The sequence below is a fragment of the Telluria sp. ZB4P34 genome (assembly GCF_059686055.1).
On record NZ_JCASIF010000001.1, the window covers coordinates 31,969 to 56,521 of the forward strand.

The 24,553-nt window shown below is 65.6% G+C and carries 20 protein-coding genes and 2 pseudogenes; 7 read left to right on the plus strand and 15 right to left on the minus strand.

Annotation, left to right across the window (positions count from 1 at the left end):
- Positions 1-214: 214 nt before the first annotated feature.
- The 3 genes from AC56KL_RS00145 to guaB form a co-directional block, all read right to left on the minus strand.
- Positions 215-1,393 carry a GGDEF domain-containing protein gene (locus AC56KL_RS00145; protein WP_497178138.1) on the minus strand — a complete coding sequence of 393 codons (1,179 nt, stop codon included), beginning with the start codon at positions 1,391-1,393 and terminating at the stop codon, positions 215-217.
- 409 nt (positions 1,394-1,802) lie between these two features.
- On the minus strand, positions 1,803-3,413 hold the full coding sequence (guaA, locus tag AC56KL_RS00150) for a glutamine-hydrolyzing GMP synthase (RefSeq protein ID WP_497178139.1): 1,611 nt from the start codon (positions 3,411-3,413) through the stop codon (positions 1,803-1,805).
- A gap of 166 nt (positions 3,414-3,579) precedes the next feature.
- Positions 3,580-5,040 carry an IMP dehydrogenase gene (guaB, locus tag AC56KL_RS00155; RefSeq protein WP_497178140.1) on the minus strand — a complete coding sequence of 487 codons (1,461 nt, stop codon included), beginning with the start codon at positions 5,038-5,040 and terminating at the stop codon, positions 3,580-3,582.
- 207 nt (positions 5,041-5,247) lie between these two features.
- Between guaB and AC56KL_RS00160 the strand changes: the two are divergent.
- Both AC56KL_RS00160 and AC56KL_RS00165 read left to right on the plus strand, forming a co-directional pair.
- Positions 5,248-5,373: pseudogene (locus AC56KL_RS00160) on the plus strand (DUF4124 domain-containing protein); the annotation flags it as partial.
- Between the two features lie 57 nt (positions 5,374-5,430).
- Entirely contained in the window at positions 5,431-5,694 is a 264-nt protein-coding gene (locus tag AC56KL_RS00165; protein ID WP_497178959.1) for a hypothetical protein, read from the plus strand.
- On the opposite strand, the gene AC56KL_RS00170 is transcribed toward AC56KL_RS00165, so the two are convergent.
- The 3 genes from AC56KL_RS00170 to AC56KL_RS00180 form a co-directional block, all read right to left on the minus strand.
- Positions 5,691-6,842, minus strand: a complete 1,152-nt coding sequence (locus AC56KL_RS00170) for a GGDEF domain-containing protein (RefSeq protein WP_497178141.1) — start codon at positions 6,840-6,842, stop codon at positions 5,691-5,693. The two genes, AC56KL_RS00165 and AC56KL_RS00170, sit on opposite strands and share 4 nt — an antisense overlap.
- A 201-nt stretch (positions 6,843-7,043) precedes the next feature.
- Positions 7,044-7,352 (minus strand): RnfH family protein, encoded by a 309-nt coding sequence (locus tag AC56KL_RS00175; RefSeq protein ID WP_497178142.1) that lies wholly within the window; start codon positions 7,350-7,352, stop codon positions 7,044-7,046.
- On the minus strand, positions 7,345-7,776 hold the full coding sequence (locus AC56KL_RS00180) for a type II toxin-antitoxin system RatA family toxin (RefSeq protein WP_497178143.1): 432 nt from the start codon (positions 7,774-7,776) through the stop codon (positions 7,345-7,347). The genes AC56KL_RS00175 and AC56KL_RS00180 overlap by 8 nt, the downstream gene beginning before the upstream one ends.
- A 117-nt stretch (positions 7,777-7,893) precedes the next feature.
- Here AC56KL_RS00180 and smpB point away from each other — a divergent pair, with 117 nt between their 5' ends.
- A complete protein-coding gene (gene smpB / locus AC56KL_RS00185; RefSeq protein WP_497178144.1) occupies positions 7,894-8,343 on the plus strand; it encodes an SsrA-binding protein SmpB in 450 nt (149 codons plus the stop codon).
- A gap of 117 nt (positions 8,344-8,460) precedes the next feature.
- Here smpB and AC56KL_RS00190 read toward each other — a convergent pair whose 3' ends face one another.
- Together AC56KL_RS00190 and lepB are read right to left on the minus strand one after the other, a co-directional pair.
- Entirely contained in the window at positions 8,461-9,642 is a 1,182-nt protein-coding gene (locus AC56KL_RS00190; RefSeq protein ID WP_497178145.1) for a multidrug effflux MFS transporter, read from the minus strand.
- Between the two features lie 216 nt (positions 9,643-9,858).
- A pseudogene (gene lepB / locus AC56KL_RS00195) lies at positions 9,859-10,524 on the minus strand (signal peptidase I).
- 150 nt (positions 10,525-10,674) lie between these two features.
- Between lepB and ppk1 the strand changes: the two are divergent.
- Entirely contained in the window at positions 10,675-12,831 is a 2,157-nt protein-coding gene (gene ppk1 / locus AC56KL_RS00200; protein ID WP_497178146.1) for a polyphosphate kinase 1, read from the plus strand.
- Positions 12,797-13,273 carry a SixA phosphatase family protein gene (locus AC56KL_RS00205; protein WP_497178147.1) on the plus strand — a complete coding sequence of 159 codons (477 nt, stop codon included), beginning with the start codon at positions 12,797-12,799 and terminating at the stop codon, positions 13,271-13,273. Before ppk1 ends, AC56KL_RS00205 begins: the two co-directional genes overlap by 35 nt.
- Before the next feature lie 109 nt (positions 13,274-13,382).
- On the opposite strand, the gene AC56KL_RS00210 is transcribed toward AC56KL_RS00205, so the two are convergent.
- The 3 genes from AC56KL_RS00210 to AC56KL_RS00220 form a co-directional block, all read right to left on the minus strand.
- Complete coding sequence (locus AC56KL_RS00210; RefSeq protein WP_497178148.1) at positions 13,383-14,858, minus strand: Ppx/GppA phosphatase family protein; 1,476 nt, start codon at positions 14,856-14,858, stop codon at positions 13,383-13,385.
- Positions 14,859-14,959: 101 nt separating this feature from the next.
- Positions 14,960-15,142 (minus strand): hypothetical protein, encoded by a 183-nt coding sequence (locus AC56KL_RS00215; RefSeq protein ID WP_497178149.1) that lies wholly within the window; start codon positions 15,140-15,142, stop codon positions 14,960-14,962.
- Positions 15,139-16,323 (minus strand): PepSY-associated TM helix domain-containing protein, encoded by a 1,185-nt coding sequence (locus AC56KL_RS00220; RefSeq protein WP_497178150.1) that lies wholly within the window; start codon positions 16,321-16,323, stop codon positions 15,139-15,141. The genes AC56KL_RS00215 and AC56KL_RS00220 overlap by 4 nt, the downstream gene beginning before the upstream one ends.
- Positions 16,324-16,444: 121 nt before the next feature.
- Here AC56KL_RS00220 and AC56KL_RS00225 point away from each other — a divergent pair, with 121 nt between their 5' ends.
- A complete protein-coding gene (locus AC56KL_RS00225; RefSeq protein WP_497178151.1) occupies positions 16,445-18,604 on the plus strand; it encodes a TonB-dependent receptor in 2,160 nt (719 codons plus the stop codon).
- Positions 18,605-18,707: 103 nt separating this feature from the next.
- On the opposite strand, the gene AC56KL_RS00230 is transcribed toward AC56KL_RS00225, so the two are convergent.
- The 4 genes from AC56KL_RS00230 to ppsA form a co-directional block, all read right to left on the minus strand.
- Complete coding sequence (locus tag AC56KL_RS00230) at positions 18,708-19,520, minus strand: SDR family oxidoreductase (protein WP_497178152.1); 813 nt, start codon at positions 19,518-19,520, stop codon at positions 18,708-18,710.
- Positions 19,517-20,452 carry an SPFH domain-containing protein gene (locus AC56KL_RS00235; protein ID WP_497178153.1) on the minus strand — a complete coding sequence of 312 codons (936 nt, stop codon included), beginning with the start codon at positions 20,450-20,452 and terminating at the stop codon, positions 19,517-19,519. Before AC56KL_RS00235 ends, AC56KL_RS00230 begins: the two co-directional genes overlap by 4 nt.
- 51 nt (positions 20,453-20,503) lie before the next feature.
- Complete coding sequence (locus AC56KL_RS00240) at positions 20,504-20,926, minus strand: NfeD family protein (RefSeq protein WP_497178154.1); 423 nt, start codon at positions 20,924-20,926, stop codon at positions 20,504-20,506.
- Positions 20,927-21,014: 88 nt separating this feature from the next.
- Complete coding sequence (gene ppsA / locus AC56KL_RS00245; RefSeq protein ID WP_497178928.1) at positions 21,015-23,462, minus strand: phosphoenolpyruvate synthase; 2,448 nt, start codon at positions 23,460-23,462, stop codon at positions 21,015-21,017.
- Positions 23,463-23,668: 206 nt separating this feature from the next.
- Between ppsA and ppsR the strand changes: the two genes are divergently transcribed.
- Positions 23,669-24,517: a posphoenolpyruvate synthetase regulatory kinase/phosphorylase PpsR gene (ppsR, locus tag AC56KL_RS00250; protein ID WP_497178155.1), complete on the plus strand. Its 849-nt coding sequence runs from the start codon at positions 23,669-23,671 to the stop codon at positions 24,515-24,517.
- The last annotated feature ends 36 nt before the right edge of the window (positions 24,518-24,553 follow it).

The window sequence follows — 24,553 nt, forward strand, 5'->3', positions numbered from 1 at the left end:
GATATGAATGGTCGTTGGCGTCGAGATTTTCGTGCCCGCCAAGAGTCAGCGTGGGTTAGTTACATTTTTTGAGGCGCCACCGGCGCCTTGATGCCGGGCTTGCTGACGCTCGCCAGCGTGGCGCACTCGCTCCCGCTCAACGCTTCGTCATGCGTGAGCCGGAACGCGCGACGCGTCCTGATTTAGCGAAGGTATGGTGGCGATACAGCGCCGGTCAGCTCGTTCGGCCGTGCTTCATCCTGTACATGCGCAGGTCTGCCGCGTCGATGAGTTCAGTCGCAATGCCGCTGACTTCGCGGCTCGTCGCGGCGCCGATACTGGTCGTCACCCGCAGCTCGTGCCCGTTCCAGGCGATGGGCTGCCGTATGGCCTCCTGCAGCTGGTCCGACAACCTCTGCAACCAATGCTCATGGGGAGAAAGCGAGACGAGCGCAACGACGAATTCGTCTCCACCGACCCGGCCAGCGAGATCGTTCGCACGGATGGTCTGGCGAATCCGCTCGGCGGTGCATTTCAGCACATGGTCGCCCGCGGTATGTCCGTGGGTATCGTTGACGGGCTTGAAGCCGTTCAGGTCCATGAACAGGACGGCAACCGTGTGCGCTCCCCCACCGTCCAGCAGCTCCTGCAACTGCCGGACGAAGCCGGCGCGGTTGCGCAGTCCCGTCAGCGAGTCATGGTCGGCGCGGTGGGCGTGCGCGCGCCGCGCTGCTTCTTCCAGCTGTAGTTCGCTCTGCAACTGGTTCTTCAACTGGAAGGCCTGGCGCGAGAAATGCTCGCGCGTGAGCATGGAAAATAATCCGATGACGTTGGCCGACACCAGAAAGAAGCCATTCACCATCAATGTCGCGCGCGACGCGGGATCGGCGGCCATCTGTTGGAAAGCGATCGCGCAGATGAAGTAGGATCCGACGATCACTCCACCGAGCGCCAATCCGCGCTTCCAGGACAAGTAGGTCCATGCGTAGAGCGCGGTCGACACCAGGATCAATCCGGCGTAATAGCTGCTCCAGGCAAGCTCGCTGCGGGACGAGAGCGCGATCAGCAGCACGATGCCTTCGGCCCAGACCAGGTAGACGGCGCTGACGATGACGATATAGTGGCGCGCAAACCACTGCGGGCGCCGCGCACAAACCCAGCTGACGCCCAGCGTCACGAACATCACCAGGCCGCGTACGAGCCAGGCCGCATGCAATTCCGCAGGCATCGCCCACATGTCCAGCACACCGAATCCACCATACAGGGCGACACACAGCAGGTTGGTTTGCCAGAAGACACGCCACTTCTCGGCTTGCAGGTCGGACTGGTAAGCGGACTCGACAGCGCTGTCAAAGCCCGCGGTCCCGTTTAGAGTCATGCGATATCGAAGAATCTCCGCGACCGGATATTTCATGCATCTCCTCAGCGATACGGGCTTGTAGAAATTATATGACAAGCCCCCTCCCCCCTGCCGCCCGCTACGAGGAGGGAAGCGCGCCACGTTCAGCGCAGCTTCCCCGGCACGCTGGCGCCGACTGCGGAGCCCCTTGGCCCGGTCCGGCGCGCCTTGTCGCATGGCTTATGGCGCTAGAGAAGATATTCCGTATCGCAATGACGATGACGTCCATACCGAGCCATTCGGATGGCCCAATGGCGAGGTGTTGCGCGCTGGTCAATTGGCCGCCATTGCGCATGATCTCCCGATTGACTGTCGAAAGGGGTCCTCCTTCCGTCCCGTCAGAAGGTAAAAAGCCGTCGATCATTCACCAGATGATCAACGGCTCTTCATTTTTCAGCTCAATCAGCTACCGAGTGAATCCCGGTCACTCCCACTCGATGGTCGCCGGCGGCTTCCCCGAAATGTCATACACGACGCGGTTCAGCCCGCGCACCTCGTTGATGATCCGGTTCGACACCTTGCCCAGCAGCGCATGCGGCAGGTGCGCCCACTGCGCCGTCATGAAGTCCAGCGTCTGCACCGCGCGCAGCGCCACCACGTACTCGTAGGTGCGGCCGTCGCCCATCACGCCCACCGACTTCACCGGCAGGAACACGGCGAAGGCCTGGCTGGTCGCCTCGTACCAGTTGGTCGGCGCCTTGCCCGGATCGATGCCGGCCACTGCCGGCAGTTCGAACGGCGTATTACGCAGCTCTTCGATGAAGATCGCATCCGCTTCGCGCAGCAGGTCCGCGTACTCCTTCTTCACCTCGCCCAGGATGCGCACGCCCAGGCCCGGACCCGGGAACGGGTGACGGTAAACCATGTCATGCGGCAGCCCCAGCGCCACGCCCAGCTTGCGCACCTCGTCCTTGAACAGCTCGCGCAGCGGCTCCAGCAGCTTCAGGTTCAGCGTCTCCGGCAGCCCGCCCACGTTGTGGTGGCTCTTGATGGTCTGGCCCTTCTTGCCCTTGCCGGCCGACTCGATCACGTCCGGGTAGATCGTGCCCTGCGCCAGCCACTTCGCATTGGTCAGCTTGCCCGCTTCCACCTGGAACACCTCGACGAACTCGCGGCCGATGATCTTGCGCTTCTGTTCCGGATCGGAGACCCCGGCCAGGTGGCCCATGAACTGGTCTTCGGCATCGATGCGCAGCACCTTGACGCCGAGGTTTTTCGAGAACATGTCCATCACCATCTTGCCCTCGTCCTTGCGCAGCAGGCCGTGGTCGACGAACACGCAGGTCAGCTGGTCGCCGATGGCGCGGTGGATCAGGGCCGCCGCCACGCTCGAGTCGACGCCGCCGGACAGGCCGAGGATCACCTCGTCGGTGCCGACCTGCTCGCGGATCTTCTGCACTGCTTCGCCGATATAGTCCGGCATGTTCCAGTCCGACTTGCAGCCGCAGATCTCGTGGACGAAGCGGCCGATGATGGCTTCGCCTTGCGTGGTGTGGGTGACCTCCGGGTGGAACTGCAGCGCGTAGAAGCGGCGCTCCTCGTCGGCCATCGCGGCGATCGGGCAGCTGTCGGTGGAGCCCATCAGCTTGAAGCCAGGCGGCATATCCAGCACCTTGTCGCCGTGGCTCATCCAGACGCGCAGCATGCCGTGGCCTTCGCCGGTGACGAAGTCATTGATGCCGTTCAGCAGCGCGGTATGGCCGCGCGCGCGCACCTCGGCGTAGCCGAACTCGCGCACCTTGCCGTTCTCGACCTTGCCGCCGAGCTGGGCGGCCATGGTCTGCATGCCGTAGCAAATGCCCAGCACCGGCACGCCGAGTTCGAACACGGCCTGCGGGGCGCGCGGCGAATCGCCCTCCAGGGTGGAGTTGTGGCTGCCCGACAGGATGATGCCGGCGGCGCCGTAGTTGCGCACGAATTCGCCGCTGACGTCGTAGGGGAAGACTTCTGAGAACACGCCGGCATCGCGCACGCGGCGCGCGATCAGCTGGGTAACCTGGGAACCGAAATCGAGGATGAGGATTTTGGAGTGCATGAAAGATATCGACGGTGATTAAAATCGGAACGTAGGGTGCACGGCTCTGCCGTGCGCGCGTTCGACTGACCCCTGCTCAGTAGTGAACCACGCTGGCTGGACGCGCGGTCGGCGGAGCCGACCACCCTACAAAAACGCGGCCTTCCGGCCGCGTTTCATTGGATACTTACTCGGAACGGTAGTTCGGCGCTTCCTTGGTGATCTGCACGTCGTGCACGTGCGATTCGCGCATGCCGGCCGAGGTGATCTCGACGAATTCGGCTTTCTCGCGCAGTTCTTCGATGGTGGAGCAGCCGCAGTAGCCCATCGACTGGCGTACGCCGCCGACCAGCTGGAAGATGATCGCCAGCACGCTGCCCTTGTAGGCGACGCGGCCTTCGATGCCTTCCGGGACGAACTTGTCGGCCTTGCTCGAGGCTTCCTGGAAGTAGCGGTCGGCCGAGCCTTCGGCCATCGCGCCCAGGCTGCCCATGCCGCGGTAGGACTTGTAGCTGCGGCCCTGGTACAGGATCACTTCGCCCGGCGCTTCCTCGGTGCCGGCGAACATGCTGCCCATCATGGCGGTGTGGGCGCCCGCTGCCAGCGCCTTCGAGATGTCGCCCGAGAAGCGGATGCCGCCGTCGGCGATGCAGGGCACGCCGGTGCCTTCCAGTTCCTTGGCCACGTTCGAGATCGCCGTGATCTGCGGCACGCCGACGCCGGCCACGATGCGGGTGGTGCAGATCGAGCCCGGGCCGATGCCGACCTTGACCGCGTCCGCACCGTGTTCAACCAGCGCGCGCGCCGCCGCCGCGGTGGCGATATTGCCGCCGATGACGTCCACGTGCGGGAAGCGTTCCTTGATCCACTTCACGCGGTCGAGGATGCCCTGCGAGTGGCCGTGCGCCGTGTCAACCACCAGCACGTCGACGCCGGCCGCCACCAGCAGCTCGATGCGCTCTTCGTCGCGCGCGCCCACGCCCACGGCCGCACCGACCAGCAGCTGGCCGCGCGAATCTTTCGAAGCCAGCGGGTGCTCGTGCGACTTCTGGATGTCCTTGACGGTGATCAGGCCGCGCAGTTCGAACTCGTCGTTCACGACCAGCACGCGCTCGAGGCGGTGCTTGTTCATCAGGCGCTTGGCTTCTTCGGTATTCGCGTCCTCGTTCACGTACACGAGTTTTTCGCGCGGCGTCATCTTGGCGCGCGCTTCCGCGTCCAGGTCTTCCTCGAAACGCAGGTCACGGTTGGTGATGATGCCGACCACCTGCTTGCCTTCGACCACCGGGAAACCGCTGATGCCGTGCTGTTGCGACAGCGCCAGCACTTCGCGGATCTTCATGGTGGGAGGAATGGTGATCGGGTCGCGCAGCACGCCCGCCTCGAAACGCTTCACGCGCGCTACTTCACGTGCCTGGTCGGCCGGCCTCAGGTTCTTGTGGATGATGCCGATGCCGCCTTCCTGCGCCATCGCGATCGCCAGGCGGGCCTCGGTCACGGTGTCCATCGCCGCGGACAGCAGCGGGATATTCAGCGTGATATTCCGGGTCAGTCTGGTGCGAAGGGAGGTGTCGGCCGGAAGAACATTCGAGTAGGCCGGGACGAGCAGCACGTCATCGAACGTGAGTGCTTTCTGGAGTAGACGCATAGCATTTTCCTATAGGCGCAAAAGTGAATTATACAGAATGTAGCTACAGCTGTCGCAGCCCTGCCTAAAAATTGGCCTGGTCCTCTCCCCTTCGGTTGACACCGCGAACAAAGCATGGCGAAATCGGATGGTTACCTTAGGGAATTCTTTATGCTGCGCTCTACCCCATTTCCGCGCCTCGTTGTTGCTGTCAGCCTAATCCTGGGCATGCCATTGGCGCAGGCCCAATACGCATGGATCGACGCGAAAGGCGTGCGTCATTTTTCCGACCGTGCACCGCCGCCTGGAACGCCACCACACAAGATCTTGAAATCGCCCGGTCGCGCGGTGGCGGCCCCGGCAGTATTACCGGCGCCCGTGGCCGAGCGTCCCACTGCTGGCCACCAAAACTTGCCAGAGCTGGCCGCGCGCGAACGAGCCTACCTCGAGCGCGTCAGGCAACGCGCCGAACAGGAAAAGAAGGAAGCTGCCGAAGCCCAGCGCCGCCGCGACCTGGCCGAGCACTGCGAACTGGCGCGCCAGATGAAGGCCCAGGCCGAGTCCGACGTACGGGTCACGAAGTTCAATGCCGCCGGCGAACGCGTGTTCGTGACGGACGAGGAAAAGGCCGCCGACGCCGCCCGCGCCAACCGGGCGCTGGCGCAATGCCCTTAAGAAGACGCCACGCCGGGCGCGCAGGCCACCTGGTTGCGCCCGCCGGCCTTGGCCGCATACAGGGCCGTGTCGGCGCGCGCCATCAGGCTGGCGAAACCTTCCCCATGCTCCAGCATCGCGACACCGATGCTGACGGTATACGACACCGCCGCTCCACCTGATTCTCCCTCGCGCGCCTGCGCCAAGGCGGCGCGCAGGCGTTCCGCCACCACCATCGTCGTCTGCTGGTCGGTATCCGGCAGCAGCACCGCGAATTCTTCCCCGCCGAGCCGGGCGCAATAATCGATCTTGCGGATGACTTCCTGGATGCGCTGGACCAGGTCGCGCAGGACCTGGTCGCCCACGCCGTGGCCGTAGGTGTCGTTGATGCGCTTGAAGTGGTCGGCGTCCACCAGCAGCAGTCCCAGCTTGCTGCGGTAGCGTTGCGCCCGCGCCAGCTCACGCTCGGCAGCGCCGAAGAAGGCGCGACGCGAGGCAGCGCCGGTGAGGTGGTCGTGGTCGGCCGCATGGGCGGTCTCGGCTATCAGGCGTGCATTCGACATCATCACCGCCCCCAGGGTGAGCGCAGGCAGGGCCAGCGTGCCGATCGCGAAAAACACCAGGTTCGCCAATGCCGGATCGGCCAGCCATCCTGGCGACCAGGCTTCTGTCCCATAGAGAGCGCCGCGGGCCGCGTGGCCGAGGCCCAGGGCAAGCCCCGCGATGCGCGTGAACGCGTAGGGATAACGCAGGCGTCCGGGCGCGGCGCGTGGCACGCTGGCACGGATGGCGAGGCAGTTCCCTGCATGGAAAACAGATACCGCAACGACGCGCAGCGGCAAGGACTCATGGACGTGATGGAAGACGACCACCCCTGCGAACGCTGCGAGCCCGCCGGCGGCCAGGGTACGCACCGGCACGGGCAAACCCAGGTGGCGCCGGAAACCGACCAGCATCAGGGCCGAGGTAGTCAAAAGCAGGGCGTTGGCAAACTCGATGGTCAGGAAGTCGGGCAGCACGCCGCGCGCTGAGAACAGCAGCAGCGCGACTACGGCGATCGCATTGGCCTGCCCCCATTCGCGGATGCCTTCCACCTTGCTGCCGGCGAGCGAGGTCAGGACAAGCAACATTACCACCGACATGGCGGTGGTGACCAACAGGAGACTCACGGTACTCAGCATGGAGGGCGGCAGGGAACGAACTGGGAACGGCCCCGTGCCGGGCCGATTGCGCACGCTGCCGGCCCTTGAGGCAAGGCAGTCCGTCTACCGAGCTCCGAGGTGAGCCATATCATACCAAGAGATGGGCAACAATTATTGCCTGGTCGCAATTTTACAACTGAGATTGTCAATCCGGCCGAGCGCGACTGCTCAGGCGGAGGGCGGCGCCTCTGCACCAAGCTTCTTCGCTGCGCGCTTGCGACGCGAATCCTTGGGATCGGCCACGAGCGGACGGTAGATCTCGATGCGGTCGCGCTCGCGCAGCACCGTGTCGAGCGTCTTTTTCCTGGCATGGATGCCGACCGGCTGGGTGCTCAGGTTGATGTCCGGATAGGCCGCGAGCACGCCGCTCATCTCGATGGCCTGGCCGATGGTGGTGCCCGGCGCCACCTTCATCGCGCGCAGGAACTCGTCGCGCGCGGTGGCGTAGCAGACAACTACCTGTACTTCTTCAACCATAGACCGCCTCGGCGCGCTTGCTGAAGGAGTCGACCATGGTGTTGGCGATCATGCCGAACACGGGGCCGATGATCTGTTCCAGGATGATGCTGGAGAACTCGTAGTGCAGCTCGAAGTCGATCTTGCAGGCGTCGGCGCGCAGCGCCTTGAACGTCCAGGTACCTTCCAGCACCTTGAACGGTCCATCGACCAGGTGCATCTTCATCTGGGTGGGGCGGTTGTTGTGGTTCGAGGTGGTAAAGCTCTGCTTCACACCATGGAAGTTGATCTGCAGGCTGGCCACCAGCCTGTCTTCGCTGCGCTCCAGTACTTTCACGCCGCCGCACCACGGAAGGAATTTCGGATAATCCTCGACCTTGGCGACGAGGTCGAACATCTGCTCGGTGCTATAGCCGAGAAAAACTGATTTGTGCACTACTGCCATTGGTCAACCGTTTGTTATGATGTTGGACGAGTTGCATTTTGCGCCATGGAGACTCCACCGGATCCCACCCTGGCGCCACAGCAGTAGTTTAACCGAGACGCGGATTTTCGCTATTTCATGAGTATTGTTGACAATAAAAAAGCTTTTTTCGATTACTTCATCGAGGACCGGTATGAGGCCGGCATCGTGCTCGAGGGGTGGGAGGTCAAGGCCATCCGCGAAGGCAAGGTACAGATCAAGGAAGCCTATGTCGTCGTGCGTAACGGGGAACTGTTCCTGTTCGGGGCACACATCAGCGCGCTGACCACGGCGTCCGCCTTCAGCCACCCGGAGGCACTGCGCACCCGCAAGCTGCTGCTGCACCGGGCCGAGGTCGACAAGCTGATCGGCAAGGTCGAGCGCGCCGGCTACACCCTGTTGCCGCTGAACCTGCACTTCAAGGGTGGCCGCGTGAAATGCGAGGTCGGACTGGCCAAGGGCAAGAAGCAGCACGACAAGCGGGCCACCGAGAAGGACCGCGACGCCAAGCGCGAAGTCGCCGCGGCGATGAAGACGCACCGCCGCTAGGCCTCGCGTCTTCTGTAGGGTGGTCGGCTTGCCGACCGCGCGCTCAACCAGCGCATGAGCAGTCGAAACGCATACCGGAGCTGAACGCGCGGCCGGCAGAGCCGGCCACCCTGCATCTCAGTTTCCTGGCATCGCAAAGCGCAAGCTGAGGCGCCACATCAGGAAACTCAGCACGCAGCCGATCGCGGCGCCGCATGCCAGCTTGAGCGCGCTGCCGAACAGCAGCGGCGCCACCAGGCCCGAGACCAGTGCAAACGACATCATCTGGATGAAGCCCACCATCGAGGCAGCCAGCCCGCGGTTGTGCGGGAACAAAGCCATGGCTGACAGCTGGATGCCCGGCATGGCCACGGCCAGGCCGAAGGTGAACACGGCCAGCGGCAGCACCGCCCAGGGCACGCTGGCCGGGAACAGCGCGTTGTAGCCGACGTTCAGGCTGGAGGCCAGCGCCATCACCCCGTAGCCGATCCACAGCAGGCGCCCGGGCGGCGCCTTGACGGCGCGCTTGCCGCCCCAGGCCGAGCCGATCACCATGCCGCCGATCAGCGGGATGAACATCCACGCGAAGGCCGTCTCCGGCAGGCCGAGGATCTCCATCACGAAGTTGGCGGCCGAGCCGATGTACAGCGACAGGCCGCCGAACACCAGGCCGAGCGACAGCGACAGCATCACGAACTGCGGATGGCGCAGCACCATCAGGTAGTTGCGCGCGATGGTCGCCGGATGGAAGACCTGGCGTTTCGCAGGCGGCAGGCTCTCCGGCAGCATGCGCGCTACCAGCAGGATCATCGCGGCGCCGAAGACGGCCAGGAACAGGAAGGTGGAGCGCCAGCCGAAGCTCACGTGCAGCCAGCCGCCCAGCACCGGCGCGATTGCCGGCGCCAGGCCGAACACCATCATGATGTGCGACATCATCTTCTGCGCCTGCGCGCCTTCGAAGCGGTCCTGCACGATGGCCTGGCCGATCACCGAGCCGGCGCCCGCCGCCACGCCCTGCACGGCGCGGAAGAACAGCAGCCAGCCGAAAGTCGGGGCCAGGGCCGCGCCCACCGACGATAGCGTGTACAGCAGCAGCGCTCCCAGGATCACGGGCCGGCGCCCGAAGGAATCCGACAGCGTCCCGTAGAACAGCATCATCAAGGCGAAGGTGAACAGGAACACGCTCAAGGTCTGCTGCACCGCCACCGGCCCGACCCCGAACTCGACGCCGATGGCCGGCATCGAGGGCAGGTAGGTGTCGATCGCGAGGGCCCCGATCATGCCGAGGCAGGCGAGGATGGTGGTGAGGAGTCGTTGCATGGCAGTGCCTTGGAGATGAAACCGGCACTGCGACAGGCAAGCGTCCGGGGGACGGGATTTTACTGGATTTCAACAATCTGGTCCGGTGGCCCGGTCAGACCGTAGGGTGGGCAGGTTTCCTGCCCACGCGTTCACATCACGCGTGGGCAGACGGATCGATGCTTCATCAGCTGGCTGGACGCGTGGGCGGGAGACCCGCCCACCCTACTTTGACCTTCAGCGCAGCGACATCCCGAAGCGCTCCGTGCGCGGCATCCAGTTGCCCTGGTAGTCGGCCGACACCAGGATGCGCTCGGCACGCCCGATCAGCAGGTGGCGCGGCACGAAGCCGATGACGCGCGAATCGGCGCTGTTGTCGCGATTGTCGCCCAACATGAGGTAGGCGTCCCGTGGCACGGTGACCGGGCCGAAATCGCGCATGACCAGGCGCTGCGGCAGTACCTGGATGCGGTGGCGCCGGCCGCCCACGGTTTCAATCATGCGCAGCGCATCCATGCGGCCCTCCGCGCTCGCTTCCTCTACCTGCTCCGCCAGCGACTACTGTGATTCGACGCCGTTGATGACGAGGCGCTCCTGCCGCATCTCGACCCGGTCGCCGGGCAGCGCCAGCACGCGCTTGATCAGGCGGGTGTCATCAAGCGGCGAGGCGAAGGTGACGACGTCGCCGCGGCGCGGCTCGCCGGTGCGGGCGATGACGACGTCGGTGAGCGGGATCTTGACGTTGTAGGCAAGCCGGTTGACGAACACGACATCGCCCTCGAGCAGGTTGGGCCGCATCGACCCTGACGGAATCGGGTTCCAGTCGGCCACCGCTGTGCGGAACACACCGAACAGCAGCATGAATAACAGGAAACCTTTGTTGGCCCGCACAAACGCTTTCATCGAACGACCCTCCTCTTGTTATGATGAGAACCTTATACGCGTCCGGGCTTTAGCGATGCTTAAACCTCAATACGCAGCGCGCGCCGCGGATGTAACAGCGTTGTCATATTCACCAACTACACTGCCTGCGCCGACACTACGACGCAGATCATGGATATGAAACACAAGGCCCTGGAATCCGAGGCCAGGAGCATTCCCGAAGGCGGCGCGTTCCTGAACCGGGAACTGTCGCTGCTCGAGTTCAACCGGCGCGTGCTGGCCCAGGCCGAGGACCCGACCGTACCACTGCTTGAGCGCCTGCGCTTCCTCACCATCGTGTCCGGCAACCTGGACGAATTCTTCGAGGTGCGCGTGGCCAGCCTGCTGGCCCAGCACCGCATGGAAGCCGGCCACAACGGCATTCCGCACGCGCTGGCCCACGACCTGGACCGCGCCAGCGTCGAATGCCACAAGCTGATCGAGCGCCAGTACAAGCTGTTCAACCACGAGATCCTGCCGCGCCTGGCGGAAAAAGGCATCCACATGCTGCGCCGGAGCGAGCGCAATGCGGCCCAGCGCGCCTGGGTCAAGCAGTTCTTCGACCGCGAGGTGCGGCCGCTGCTGACGCCCATCGGGCTCGACCCGGCCCACCCCTTCCCGCGCGTGGTCAACAAGAGCCTGAACTTCATCGTCGAACTGGCCGGCAAGGACGCCTTCGGCCGCGGCTCCGGCATCGCCATCATGAAGGCGCCGCGCGTGCTGCCGCGCGTGATCCGTTTGCCCAGCGAGCTGTCCGACAAGAAGGGCGAGTCCTATTGCCTGCTGTCCTCCGTCATCCAGGCCCACCTGGCCGACCTGTTTACCGGGCGCGAAGTGGTGTCGTATTCGCAGTTCCGGGTCACCCGCAACAGCGACCTGTGGGTCGACGAGGACGAGGTCAAGAACCTGCGCCAGGCCCTGCAGAGCGAACTGCACAGCCGCAACTACGGTTTCGCCGTGCGCCTCGAGGTGGGCCATGCCTGCCCGCCGCACCTGGCGAACTTCCTGCTGGACCAGTTCGACATCGACCGTTCGCGCCTGTTCGCGGTGGAAGGCCCGGTGAACCTCGGGCGCATGCTGGAGATCGCCAATACCCACGACAAGTCGGAGCTGAAGTTCAAGCCCTTCACGCCCGGTTTCCCGAGCAAGCTGGTCGGGCCCGACATCTTCGGCGTGCTGCGCAAGCAGGACATGCTGCTGCACCATCCCTTCGAATCTTTCCAGCCGGTGATCGACTTCATCCAGGCGGCGGCGAACGACCCCTGCGTGGCCGCGATCAAGCAGACCATCTACCGCGCCGGCATGAACTCGGACCTGATGGAAGCGCTCATCGCCGCCGCGCGGCGCGGCAAGGAAGTCACCGTCATCGTCGAACTGATGGCGCGCTTCGACGAGGAAGCCAACATCAACTGGGCCGAGCGCCTGGAACAGGCCGGCGCACAGGTGGTCTATGGCGTGGTGGGCCTGAAGACCCATGCCAAGCTGGCGCTGGTGCTGCGCCGCGAGGAAAAAGGGCTGCGCCGCTACGCCCACCTCGGTACCGGCAACTACAACTCGACCACCGCCAAGTTCTACACCGACTTCGGCCTGCTCACCTGCGACGACGAGCTGACGGCCGACGTCAACGAGGTCTTCATCCACCTCACCAGCCTGACGCGCCCGAAGCAGCTCACCAGCCTGTGGCTGGCCCCCTTCTCGCTGCAGAAGGAGATCGTGCGCGCCATTAAGGAAGAAGCGGCGATCGCGCGTGGCGGCAAGCCGGCGCGCATCATCGCGAAGATGAACTCGCTCACCGACGATTCCGTCATCCGTGCGCTGTACGATGCCTCGCAGGCGGGCGTGCGCGTCGATCTGATCGTGCGCGGCGCCTGTTCGCTGCGCCCCGGCGTACCGGGCCTGAGCGAGAACATCAAGGTGCGTTCGGTGGTCGGGCGCTTCCTCGAGCATTCGCGCATCTTCTACTTCCGCAACAACCTCAAGCACGACGTCTACCTGTCGAGCGCGGACTGGATGAACCGCAACCTGTACCGGCGGGTCGAGGTGGCCTTCCCGATCCGTTCGCCGGCGCTCAAGCGCCGCGTGCTGCGCGAGGGCCTGCATCCCTACCTGAAGGACAACGTCAACGCCTGGGAGCTGGGCAGCGACGGGCATTACCGCCGCAAAAAGACCCGTAACGGCCAGAAGGCCTTCAGCGCACAGCAAGACCTGATGGAATCGCTCGGCGCGAACCTGCATCCCGACAAGGAGAACGAGCATGGACCTGATCCTGTGGCGTCACGCCGAGGCTGAACCGCACGCCGCCGAGGGCGAGGTCGAGCTCGATCTGCGGCGCGCGCTGACGCCGAAGGGCAAGCGCCACGCCGCCCGCGTCGGCGCCTGGCTGCACCGCCAGCTGCCGGACGACGTGCGGGTGCTGAGCAGCCCGGCCAAGCGCTGCGTGCAGACGGTGGAAGCGCTGGGGCGCAACTACAAGCTGGTGCCGGCGCTGGCGCCGGATGCGAGCGCCGAGGCGATCATCGAGGCGGCAGGCTGGCCGGATCACCGCCAGCCGGCCCTGATCGTCGGCCACCAGCCCCTGCTCGGCCAGGTCGCCTCGATGCTGCTGTGCGGGGGCAAGCAGGACTGGCGCATCCGCAAGGCGGGGGTGTTCTGGATCACGCACAAGAGCAGCGATGGGATGCCCTATGTGAAGCTGGTGGTGGGGCCGGATTTCATCGGGCAGCTGCGGTAGGGTGGGCGGGTCTCCCGCCCACGCGTTCAAATTACGGTACTGCAGTCCGCGCGACATTCACATCGTAGCGATCACCGCGTGGGCGGGGAACCCGCCCACCCTACGTTATTCAGGCAGTCCTGGTCTGAAACGCAATCCCGATCTCTTCCCACGCGCCCTCTTCCTTCTGCAGCCACGGCCCCAGCGTCGGATGCTTCGCCAGCAGCCCTGCCGGCAGATCGAACTCGATGCGCGCCGCGTCCAGCCGCGTGCGCGGGCGGGCCTGCATGCGCAGGCCGAGGCCGGCCAGGTCGTCGTCGGCGCGGGCATGCATGAACACCACCGCCATGCGCAGCGCCAGCACCGCCTTGGCCACATCCGGGTCGCCCAGGGCCTCGCGGATCTTGCGCAGGTTGCCCTTCTGCCCCAGCACCAGGCAGCCCATCAGGCGCTGTTCGCGCGTGGTGAAGCCCGGCAGGTCGGCGTGTTCGACGATGTAGGCGCCATGCTTGTGGGCGCCCGTCATCGAGATCGCGAGTCCGACTTCATGCAGCATCGCGCTCCAGCACAGGTAGTGCTGCGCGTCCGACGGGTTGAGCTTTTCGTACAGGGTCGAGGCGATCTTCGCCGTGCGCAGCGCGCGCTGGCTGTCGATGCCGAAGCGGCGCATGCAGGCGCGGATGGCGGCGTCGCGGCGGTCGCGCCGGTTGGCGCGCAGTTCGAGGTCGGACAGCACGCCCAGTCGCAGGCCGGCATTGATGGCGCTGAGCCGGTTGACACCGAGTTCCTGCATCACGCCGATCAGCACCGTCAGGCCACCTACCATCACCGGCACGCGCTCCTTCTTGATGCCGGGCATGTTGAAAGCGTCGACGTGGCCCAGTTCGAGCAGGATGTCGCGCAGCGCATGCAGGCTGGCCTGCGACATGGTACCGTCGCCGATGCTGTTCCTGCCGATGACTTCGTTAATGGCGCGCATGGTGCCCGAGGACCCGTAGGCGGCGTCCCAGCCCTGCGCCTTGTACAGGTCGGCCGCGTCCTCGAACCGGGAGCGCGCCTCGGTGACGGCGGCATCGAAAGCCTGCGGCGTGATGCGGCCATCGGCAAAGAAGGCGGCCGTCTGCGGATGGGTGCCGATGCCGAAGGATTCGACCAGGTTGATGTCCGGCCCGATGGCGGCGATGACCTCGGTGGAGCCGCCGCCGATGTCCACCACGATGCGGCGCTCGCCGGGGTTGTCGATGGCGCGCGCCACGCCCATGTAGATCAGGCGCCCTTCCTCCTCGCCCGAGATGACCTCCACGGGATAGCCGATCGCCGCTTCCAGCCGCGGCAGCAGCTGCTCGGCATTGCGCGCCACGCGCAGGGTGTTGGTGGCGACCACCCGCACGGCGTCTAGCGTGTATTCGTCCAGGATGGCACGGAAGTCTCGCAGGGTGCGCACCGCGCCATCCATGGCGGCCTCGGTGAGCATGTTGTCGCGGTCCAGGCCCGCGGCCAGGCGGATCGGGTCGCGCGCGGTGCGCACGATGTGCATGCGCCCGCCCGCCGGTTCGCCGATGTGAAGCCGGAAGCTGTTGGACCCCAGGTCCACTGCTGCAAACATACGCGCTCTCTCGCTTGGATAGCCGGCGGGTCCGCCAACCGGACTGCCGTGTTGGCGAAGTATACAGCGTCGGAGCCCGCTTTGGAGCGCGCCGGGCGGCGCTAGCGTCGCACGGGCGGCCGGCGCAGGGCGTACCAGGCGCCCGCCGCCACCGGCGCACCCAGGGTCAGGGCGGACACCAGGTCCCAGGCGCCGTCGCCCAGCAGGGCCGCCACCAGGCCGATGGCGGTGAGGATGGCCAGCAGGACCGGCATCGCCCAGATCTGCGCGCGGCTGCGGATCATGGCGCCTCCGTGCCGCGGGCCAGGGCCGGCGCGTCGTGCACCGTGGCCCTGGGCTGCTGCGCCGTCGCCGACTTGCGGCTGCGCTTGAGCCACAGGTAGAGGCCGCTGCCGAGGATGATGATGGCGCCGATGTCGAGCAGCGCCCACAGCAGCTTCATGGCCTGGCCGCCGTAGTCGCCGAAATGCAGCGGCTGAGACAGCAGCAGCGCGGTGAGGTACCAGGGCAGTTCGCGGCGGTCGGTGATCTCGCCGGTGGCGGCGTCGATCAGCACGGGCTTGTACAGGCGCGAGCTGAAGGCTTCGTCGCCGCGCATGAAGATGCCGTAATGGTACGGACTGCTGAAGGGCGTGCCCGGGAAGGCCACGAAGGCGACCTTCATGCCCGGCTCCGCGGCTTCCGCGCGCAGGATGGCGTCGTGGATGGAAGACATCTTCGTCACCGCCGGCTGGCCCCGCTGTTGCGACTGATAGGGTTTCAGCATGACTGCCAGCTCGTTGTTCTGCCAGTACTTCAGCAGCAGGTCGGCCCAGGTATTGACCATGCCGGTGGCGCCCACCACCAGCACCCACACCATGGTCACAATCCCGAGCAGGTTGTGCAGGTCGAGCCACTTGATGACGCGGCTGCGCTCGCGGCGCACCTCGCCGAAGTCGAGCTTGCGCATGAAGGGCGCGTACAGCACCACCCCGCTCACGACCGCAACGATCAGCAGCAGCCCCATGAAGCCGAGGAAGAGCTTGCCGTACAGGCCCGCGAACAGGTCGACGTGCAGGCGGAACATGGTGGACATGAAGGCGCCGCCTTCGAAGGCCGGCTCGGTGATCACCCTGGTGGTGCGGGCGTCGACGGCGATCGGCTTGTAGTGCTCGTCGTTCGGATGGTCGCCCAGGGTGACGTTCCAGATGGCCGGCTCGTCGATCTCCTGCGACATGTACATCGCAATCTTGTTGGGATACAGCTCCCTGGCCGAGGTCAGCACGGCATCGATGTTGCCGCGCTGCGCAGTGTCCACGCCGGCCGGCAGGGCCGGCGCCTCGACGTCGGTGCCGAGCAGGTGGCCGATCTCATGGTGGTAGATCAGCGGCAGGCCCGTCAGGCACAGCAGCAGCATGAAGACGGTGCAGACCAGGCTGCTCCATTTGTGGATCCAACCCCAGCGGCGGAGCTTATTCGGTGACATAAGTGGGTGACATGGGCGTCGCAATCGTAAAGTCCATCAAATAATAATCGTTCTCATTTACAAGCGCAAGGTGGAACGATAGAATGACAATCATTCTCAATAAGAAGATAGAACTTTCCAGATGAAACTGCTTCGCCTCACCCCGATCGCCTTCGCGGCCGCAGCCTTTGCCGCACAAGCCCAGGACGCCGCTCCCTCCGAACCCGTTGCCACCGTCGTCGTCAGCGCGTCCGCCGACGCCTCGGCCCAGGGCCTGCCCGCCGCCTACGCGGGCGGCCAGGTCGCCCGCGGCGGCCGCCTCGGCCTGCTGGGCAACGTGGACATCATGGATACCCCGTTCAATACCATGAACTACACCCAGGCCCTGATCCAGGACCAGCAGGCGCGCAGCGTGGCGGACGTGGTGCAGAACGACCCGTCGGTGCGTGTGGCGCGCGGATTCGGCAACTACCAGGAGCTGTACATGATCCGCGGCTTTGCCGCCAACTCGGACGACCTGTCCTACAACGGCCTGTACGGCATGCTGCCGCGCCAGTTCGTGGCCTCCGAGCTGCTCGAGCGGGTGGAAGTGCTGCGCGGTGCGAACAGCTTCGTCAACGGCGCCGCGCCCGGCGGCGGCGGCATCGGCGGCGCCATCAACCTGCTGCCCAAGCGCGCGCCGAACGCTCCCCTCACCCAGGTCACCGTGGGCGTCGAGACCGGCGGCCAGGGCTATGCGGCGCTTGACGCCGCGCGCCGCTTCGGCGACGAAGGCCGTCTCGGCGTGCGCGTCAACGCCGTGCGCCGCGACGGCGACACCGCGGTGGACCGCGAAAGCCGCGAGCTGAGCATGTACTCGGTCGGCGTGGACTACCGCGGCCGCGGGGTCCGCCTGTCGGGCGACGTCGGCCACCAGGACCACCAGCTGCGCGGCGCGCGCCCGAGCGTGACGGTGGCGGCCGGCGTGCCGATCGTCGCGGCGCCCGACAGCAGCAGCAACTACGCCCAGCCCTGGACCTTCTCCGGCGCACGCGACACCTTCGGCACGCTGCGCGCGGAAGCCGACCTGCCCGGCGGCGCCGTGGCCTGGGCCGCGCTCGGCGTGCGCGCGGGCGACGAATCCAACGTGATCTCCTCGCCCACCGTCAATGCGCCGGACGGCGGCGCCACCATGACGCGCTTCGACAACGAGCGCGAGGACGAGGTGCGCACCGGCGAAGCGGGCGTGCGCACGCAGCTGCGCACCGGCGCCGTGTCGCACAAGCTGAGCGCATCGGTCTCGGGCTACCATGTCGAGTCGAGGAACGCCTACGCCATGAGCGACTTCGCCGGCTTCCCCTCGAATATCTACCGCCCGCGCGACGCCGCCGCGCCCTCGAACGCCTTCTTCACCGGCGGCGACCTGCGCAATCCGCGGCTCACGCAGAAATCGATCCTGTCGAGCGTCGCGCTGGCCGATACGCTCGGCTTCCTGGACGAGCGCCTGCTGCTCACGCTCGGCGTTCGCCACCAGAAGATCAAGGACGTCGGCTACGACTACAACACGGGCGCGCCGGGCGCGCTCTACGACGCCAGCGAAGTGACGCCGGTGGCCGGCATCGTGTACAAGCCTGCCAAGGGCCTGTCGGTGTATGCCAACTACAGCGAAGCCCTGCAGAAGGGGCCGGTGGCGTTCGGCACCGACATCGTCAACCAGGGCGAGGTGTTCGCGCCCTTCGTCTCGCGCCAGAAGGAAATCGGCGTCAAGTACGACACCGGCCGCCTGGGCATGTCGGCAGCCGTGTTCAGCACCGCGCAACCGAGCGCCTTCGTCCAGGACCGCCGCTTCGGCGTGTTCGGCGAGCAGCGTAACCGCGGCCTCGAGCTGAGCGTGTTCGGCCAGCCTGCGCGCGGCCTGCGCCTGCTGGGCGGGCTCACGCTGCTCGATGCGGAGCAGCGCCGCACTGCCGGCGGCCTCAACGAAGGCAAGGATGCGATCGGCGTGCCGGGCGCGCAGCTGAACCTGGGCGCCGAGTGGGAAGTGCCGGGCGTGCAGGGCTTGTCGCTGAATGCGCGCGCCCTGCATACCTCGAGCCAGTATGCGGATGCGGCCAATACGCAGGAGCTGCCCTCGTGGTCGCGGCTGGACATCGGGGCGAACTACGCCACCCGCTTCATGGACCGCGAGCTGACGCTGCGGGCGCGCATCGACAATCTCACGGACCGGAACTACTGGGCCTCGGCCGGCGGCTATCCGGGCTTCGGCTACCTGGTGCAGGGGGCGCCGCGCAGCGTGGTGGTGTCGGCGACGGTGGATTTCTGATCTGACCTGTTCGGCGCTTCGCGGCGGGGTCATGCGCGCCACTGGCGCCCATGGCTCCCGGCGCAGGCCCAATTAGCCCTGCATCGCCGTCAGACACGTTTCCTCAGGGCCGCGGCCGCACATCCTTCTTCAAGGCCTTCAGCGCCATCCTCTCCACCATCCCGGGCGCCAGCAGCTTGATGAAGCGTCCCAACTTGCCCTTGGCCGTCATCACCACCTCCCGCTTGCGCGCATCCATGCCGGCGATGATCAGGCGCGCGCATTTCTCCACGCTCATCGCGCCGGTCTCGTCCAGCGCGCTGGCGCCCATCGCCTCGCCCTGGGCATTGAAGCCGCGATAGCGGATCCGGGTGGCCACCACGCCCGGATAGGCGGTCGTGACCGACACGCCATGGCCCTTCACTTCCGCGCGCAGCGCCTCGAAGAAACCGGTCATTGCGAACTTGGTCGCGCAGTAGGCGGTCCGTCCCGGCACCCCGACCAGGCCGGCCAGCGAGGACACGGCGACGATCCTGCCTTGCGAGGCCTTCAGCGCCGGGAGCGCGGCCTGGGTGCACCATACGCTGCCCCACAGGTTCACGCGCATCAGCTCCTCGTACCAGGACAGGTCCTCGACTTCCTCGAACAGCGCATGCGCCGAGCGGCCGGCGTTGTTGACCAGGACGTCGATGCGGCCGAAGCGCTCGACAGCGCTGACGATCAGGCGCCGGCACTGGATCTGCACGCCGACGTCGGTCGGTACGGCCAGCGTCTGCGCGCCCAGCGCCGCGCATTCGGCGGCCAGTGCGTCGAGCTGCGCCGCACCGCGGGCGGCCAGCACCAGTGCGACCGCGGCGCCCTCCTGCGCCGCCAGCCGGCGCGCCATCTCGGCGCCGATCCCGTCGGATGCGCCGGTGATCACGACCACTCTCGTCATCGCAGGATCTCGGGCTGCTGCGACTTCACGATCTGCAGCGCGCTGGCGATCACGCTGCTCATGTCGCCCATGTTGGCCGGCACGATGAGCGAGTTGTTGGTCTTGGCCAGCTTGCCGAAGGCATCCACATAGTGTTCGGCCACGCGCAGGTTGACCGCATCCATGCCGCCCGGCTCGCGGATCGCGGCGCCCACCTGGCGCAGCGCCGCGGCGCTGGCGTCGGCCAGTGCGACGATGGCGCTGGCCTCGCCCTGGGCGCGGTTGACGGCGGCCTGGCGCTCGCCCTCGGAACGCAGGGTCGCGGCTTCGCGTTCGCCCGAGGCGATATTGATCTGTTCCTGGCGCCGGCCTTCCGAGGCGGCGATCAGGGCGCGCTTTTCGCGCTCGGCGGTGATCTGGCGCTGCATCGCATGCAGGATCTCGGCCGGCGGGGTCAGGTCCTTGATCTCGTAACGCAGCACTTTCACGCCCCAGTTGGCGGCCGACTCGTCGATCGCATTGACGATCGTGGTATTGATGTGGTCGCGCTCCTCGAAGGTTTTATCGAGCTCCATCTTGCCGATCACCGAGCGCAGCGTGGTCTGGGCCAGCTGGGTGATGGCCTGGATGTAGTTCGACGAACCGTAGGACGCGCGCATCGCGTCGGTCACCTGGAAGTACAGGATGCCGTCGACCTGCAGCTGCGTATTGTCCCTGGTGATGCAGACCTGAGGCGGCACGTCCAGCGGGATTTCCTTGAGGCTGTGCTTGTACGCGATGCGGTCGATGAAGGGCACCACGATGTTCAGGCCCGGCGCCAGCGTGGCGTGGAACTTGCCCAGGCGCTCGACCACCCAGGCGTGCTGCTGCGGGACCACGTTGATGGTCTTGAAGATGAATACCAACGCAATGACGAGGATTACCAGCGCTACCGTGCCGAAGGAGAATTCCATGAGCATCCCTTATAGATGAGTAGTTAATTATTAGCTTGTCTTATGAATCGATCAGGAGCTGGCGACGATCAAGCGGTTGCCGCGCACTTCGACGATACGGTAGTCGCCCGCGTCCGGCAATCCGCCCGGTCCGAGTTCGACATCCCACAGCGCGCCGCGGTACATCACGCGCGCCCGGCCGTTCTCCCACTGCGCGACGGCGACGAGCTGGCCGATGTCGAGGTTGACGTTGCGGTCGCGCGTGGCCTCGCTGCGCGCTGGACGGCCGAAGCGGCTGCGCTGCAGGACCGCCGTGGCAGCCAGGCCAACCGCGGCCGCCGCCACGGTCTGGATGGGGCCGCTCAGTCCGGCCAGTGCCGCCAGCGCGCCGGCGCCAAGGCCGATCGCAATCATCAGCAAGTAGAAGGTGCCGGTGACCAGTTCGGCGATCACCAGCACGCCGGCTGCTACCAGCCACATCATCCAGTGGTCCATGGGCTTGTCTCCTTTTCGGTTTGCACAAGTAAAAAACCCCCGCGGCCTGCGGCAGGCGGCGAGGGTTCCGTTCAGCGTCGCAAGCGAATTACTGCGCGGACGCCAGTTTTTGCCAGGTCTCGATCACCGAGTCCGGATTGAGCGACATCGATTCGATGCCCTGCTCCACCAGCCACTGCGCGAAGTCCGGATGGTCGGACGGCCCCTGGCCGCAGATGCCGATGTACTTGCCCTGCGCGCGGCAGGCCTTGATGGCCAGCGACAGCATGGCTTTCACGGCAGGGTCGCGCTCGTCGAAGTCCTTGGCCAGCAGCTCCATGCCGGAGTCGCGGTCCAGGCCCAGGGTGAGCTGGGTAAGGTCGTTCGAGCCGATCGAGAATCCGTCGAAGTACTGCAGGAACTCCTCGGCCAGGATGGCGTTGGACGGCACTTCGCACATCATGATGACGCGCAGGCCGCCTTCTCCGCCACCTTCGCCGCGTTTCAGGCCGTACCTGGCCAGCAGTTCGATGACCTTCTCGGCCTGGCCCAGGGTGCGCACGAAGGGGATCATCAGTTGGACGTTGGTCAGGCCCATGTCTTCGCGCACGCGCTTCATGGCCAGGCATTCCATCTCGAAGCTCTCGGCGAAGTCCTCGGCCAGGTAGCGCGCGGCGCCGCGGAAGCCCAGCATCGGGTTCTCTTCATCCGGCTCGTAGCGCGAACCGCCGATCAGCTTCTTGTACTCGTTCGACTTGAAGTCGGACAGGCGCACGATGACGGGCTTGGGCCAGAAGGCGGCGGCAATGGTCGCCACGCCCTCGGCCAGCTTGTCGACGTAGAAGGCGCGCGGCGAGGCGTGGCCGCGTGCCACCGACTCCACGGCTTTCTTGAGGTCGACGTCGATGTTCGGGTACTCGAGGATGGCCTTCGGGTGCACGCCGATGTTGTTGTTGATGATGAACTCGAGGCGCGCCAGGCCGACGCCGGCGTTCGGCACCGACTGGAAGTCGAAGGCCAGCTGCGGATTGCCGACGTTGAGCATGATCTTGGTCGGGATCGGCGGCAGTTCGCCGCGCGAGACTTCGGTGATCTCGGTTTCCAGCAGGCCGTCGTAGATCTTGCCTTCGTCGCCTTCGGCGCAGGAGACGGTGACGAAGGTGCCGTCCTTCAGCGTCTCGGTGGCGTCGCCGCAGCCGACCACGGCCGGTACGCCCAGTTCACGGGCGATGATCGCCGCGTGGCAGGTACGCCCGCCCCGGTTGGTGACGATGGCCGAGGCGCGCTTCATCACCGGCTCCCAGTTCGGGTCGGTCATGTCGGCCACCAGCACGTCGCCCGGCTGCACGCGTTCCATCTCGCTCGGATCGTGGATCACGCGCACCGGACCGGCGCCGATCTTCTGGCCGATCGCGCGGCCGGAGGTCAATACGGTGCCCGAGCCCTTCAGGCTGAAGCGCTGCTGCGAATCGGTCGCCTTCTGCTGCGACTTCACGGTTTCCGGACGCGCCTGCAGGATGTACAGTTTGCCGTCGCGGCCGTCCTTGCCCCACTCGATGTCCATCGGTCGGCCGTAGTGGTTCTCGATGATGACGGCGTACTTGGCCAGCTCGACCACCTCCGCGTCGGTGAGCGAATAGCGGTTGCGCATCTCGATCGGGACGTCGACGGTGCGCACCGAATGGCCGGCCTTGGCTTCGTTGGTAAACTCCATCTTGATCAGCTTGGAGCCGATGTTGCGGCGGATGACCGGCAGCTTGCCCTGCGCCAGCATCGGCTTGTGGACGTAGAACTCGTCCGGGTTCACCGCGCCCTGCACCACCGTTTCGCCCAGGCCGTAGCTGGAGGTGACGAAGACCACGTCCTTGAAGCCGGATTCGGTATCGATGGTAAACATCACACCCGCCGCGCCGGTGTCGGAGCGCACCATGCGCTGCACGCCGGCCGACAGCGCCACTTCAGCGTGGGTGAAGCCTTTATGCACACGGTAGGAGATCGCGCGGTCGTTGTACAGCGAGGCGAACACGTGCTTCATCGCTTCCAGCACATTGTCGATGCCGACCACGTTCAGGAAAGTCTCCTGCTGGCCCGCGAAGGACGCGTCGGGCAAGTCCTCGGCGGTGGCCGAGGAACGCACGGCGAAGGAGACTTCGGTATCGGAGTCGGCCACCAGGCGCTCGTAGTAGGCGCGAATTTCCTGTTCCAGGCGCGGCGGGAAGGGGGTGTCGACGATCCACTGGCGGATCTCGGCGCCGGCGGCCGCCAGCGAGCGCACGTCGTCGATGTCGAGGCCTTCGAGACGGGTGGCGATGCGCTGCCCTAGCGAGTTTGCCCCACCTTGGCCGCCCTCGACGCTGTGGTCGAGGAAGTCGCGGAAGGCGTCGGCCGTGGTGGCGAAGCCGCCCGGGACCCGCACGCCGGCGCCGGCCAGCTGCGAGATCATCTCGCCGAGGGAGGCATTCTTGCCGCCGACCGATTCGACGTCGGTCATGCGCAGGTTCTCGAACGAGGCGACGTAGGTCCTGGTCGCCGTTGTCGCCTGCTCAGGCTCCTTCATTACTGCTTCAGACAGGTTAGTCATGGTAAAACACCCTTACTTGATGATGGAAACCGTGTGGTTGCTCGCTCAATGTGCGGGGCGACGGGGTATTCTTGTTATTCTGGCCGTCGTGCAGCACAATGCAGACCCGTTGCCGAGCATTTTACCCCGTGACCGGCAGACCATGCTGCAACTTTGGCATTAGAACTTAGCATTCCGACACCATGACTCTCGAAGCCAGCGCCGTCCCCCCTCCTTCCTCCCGCACCGTCTTCTTCGTCTCGGACGGCACCGGCATCACGGCGGAGACCTTCGGTCACGCGGTGCTGAGCCAGTTCGAGATGCGTTTCAGGCAGATCCGCCTCCCGTTCATCGACTCGATCGACAAGGCGCACGAGGCGGCGCGCCGCATCAACGACAGCTTCGCACGCGACGGCCAAAGGCCGATCGTGTTCTCGACGCTGGTCAAGCACGACCTGTCGAGCGTGATCCGCGCGGCCAAGGGCATGCACATGGACCTGTTCCAGACCTTCGTCTCGCCGCTCGAGCAGGAGCTGGGCATCAAGTCCACCCACACGATCGGGCGCATCCACAATGCAGTGGACACCGAGGAGTACAAGAACAGGATCGAAGCGATCAACTTTTCGCTCGCGCATGATGACGGTCAGTCGCACAAGAACCTGGCCGAGGCCGACGTGATCCTGGTGGGCGTGTCGCGCTCGGGCAAGACGCCGACCAGCCTGTACCTGGCGATGCAGTACGGCCTGAAGGCGGCGAACTATCCCCTGATCCCGGACGATTTCGAGCGCGGCAAGCTGCCCTCCTCGCTGCCGCCGTTCAAATCGAAACTGTTCGGCCTGACGATCACGCCCGAGCGCCTGTCGCAGATCCGGAACGAGCGCCGTGCGGGCAGCAAATATGCGTCGATCGAAAACTGCCGCTACGAGGTGAACGAGGCGGAAGCGATGATGCGCCGCGAAGGCATCCGCTGGCTGTCGTCGACCACCAAGTCGATCGAAGAAATCGCCACCACCATCCTGCAAGAAATCAAACCCGACCGCCGCGAATACTAATGTGGGGTCAGAGTCGAATTACAGAGTAATTTTCCA